A 1,436-nucleotide genomic window follows, 5' to 3' on the forward strand; every position below is an offset into this window, starting at 1 on the left:
GCGGGCGGGGCGCTCGGGCCGGAGCGGGCGGCGGAGGTACCGGGGCGGTGCTCGGGCGGGGTCTGGCTGGACGGGACGGGCCGGCTGCTCGCCCTGGACCGGGAGGCGGACGGCCGGACCAAGACGGTCGTGGTGGACCTGGAGGGGGGCGAGGTCTCGCCCCTTCTCCAGATCGCGGACGACAGCGACGACCGGCTGCTGCTGGCCGACCCCGACAGCGGGCTGCTGCTGATCAGTTCGGACGCGCCCTCGCCCGGCCACGACCGGCTCGGCTGGGGCGTACTGGGCAGCACCTTGCCGGTCCGCTTCCCCGAGTGCCTACGGGTCCCCGACGGCCACCGCATGACCCCCTTCGCCATCCAGCCGGGCCAGATCCTGACCCCGGAGAGGTGCGCGGTCGCGCTCCGTGTGGACGGCGCCCGGGGCAGCTGGGTCGGCCTGTGGCGCCCGGCCTCCCGGCAGGTCCACCATCTGCCCGCCCCCGAGGGATGGTTGACGGGGGCCGGACTGTGGACCAGGGACGGAGTGCTGCAACTGCCGTACGCCACAGGGATGGTGCGCTGCGGGGTGGCACGGGTCGGAGTGCCCTGGGGGGACGAGCCGGACCCCTGCGAACCGCCGCACGGCGGGTCGGCGCATGAGGGTGCGGCAGGGGTCGTGCCGGCGCGCGAGGGGGCGCCACCGGGTATGTGCGATGCGCCGGGCGCGCCCGGTACGCCGGGGACGCCGGGCGCATCAGATGGGCCGGGCGGGCCCAGCGCATCCGAGATGGGCGCGCTCGGGGAGCCAGGAACGCCGGGTGAATCCGGAGGCGCGATGGCGCTGATGGGCGCGGCGGGCGCGGCGGAACTCTCACCCGAGACCGAGGGTGCGGTGTCGGACGGACTCACCGTCGCCACCCGGCCGGTGCCGTTGCAACAAGCTCCGTTGGAAGGGCGGGTGAGCAAGGAGGTGACCGTCGGGTGAGGGTGCTCGTGCCAGGCCTGTGCGAGTTTCGGCCAAGGCGTCACCGTGGAGGCCGACACGCCCTTGGGCGCCTTCGGATCGTGTGCCAAGGGCCGTTAAACTCACCCGCCTGTAAGAAGATCATGCCGACGGGGAACACTTTCCATGAGCGACGCGCACACCATTCAGCCGCCCACTGCCAACCCCCACGAGGCGGAAGGCCATGGCAGGCACCGGGGCCAGATCTCGGCCCACGACGCCGAGACGACGCCTCGCGGGCGTCACCGCAAGCCGATCGAGCAGGCGGAGACGACGACGGCCGCCTGACACCGCGGCACGAGTCATTTCCGGCACCGATCCGGTGCGCCTGCGATGCATCTACGCTCGGTCCGGACCTTCGATCTGAAGAAACGTCAATCCGACGCTGGACCGCGCACCACCGCTACACCCGGCCCCGCCCCGTCACTTCGGGGGCGGGGCCGGGTGTAGCG

The 1,436-nt window shown here is 73.3% G+C and carries 1 protein-coding gene and 1 pseudogene; both read left to right on the forward strand.

Features of this window, described 5'->3' with window-relative positions:
• Positions 1-966: pseudogene (locus AOK15_RS40770) on the forward strand (hypothetical protein); the annotation flags it as partial.
• Between the two features lie 144 nt (positions 967-1,110).
• Positions 1,111-1,272 (forward strand): hypothetical protein, encoded by a 162-nt coding sequence (locus AOK15_RS45960; RefSeq protein WP_167738933.1) that lies wholly within the window; start codon positions 1,111-1,113, stop codon positions 1,270-1,272.
• The last annotated feature ends 164 nt before the right edge of the window (positions 1,273-1,436 follow it).

It is taken from the genome of Streptomyces ossamyceticus (genome assembly GCF_001418475.1).
In the GTDB taxonomy this organism is placed as follows: Bacteria; Actinomycetota; Actinomycetes; order Streptomycetales; family Streptomycetaceae; genus Streptomyces; species Streptomyces ossamyceticus.

What these genes read in the sequence shown, in the direction of transcription:
- AOK15_RS45960 (WP_167738933.1), top strand. Translation starts at nt 1,111, where the DNA reads ATGAGCGACGCGCACACCATTCAGCCGCCCACTGCCAACCCCCACGAG.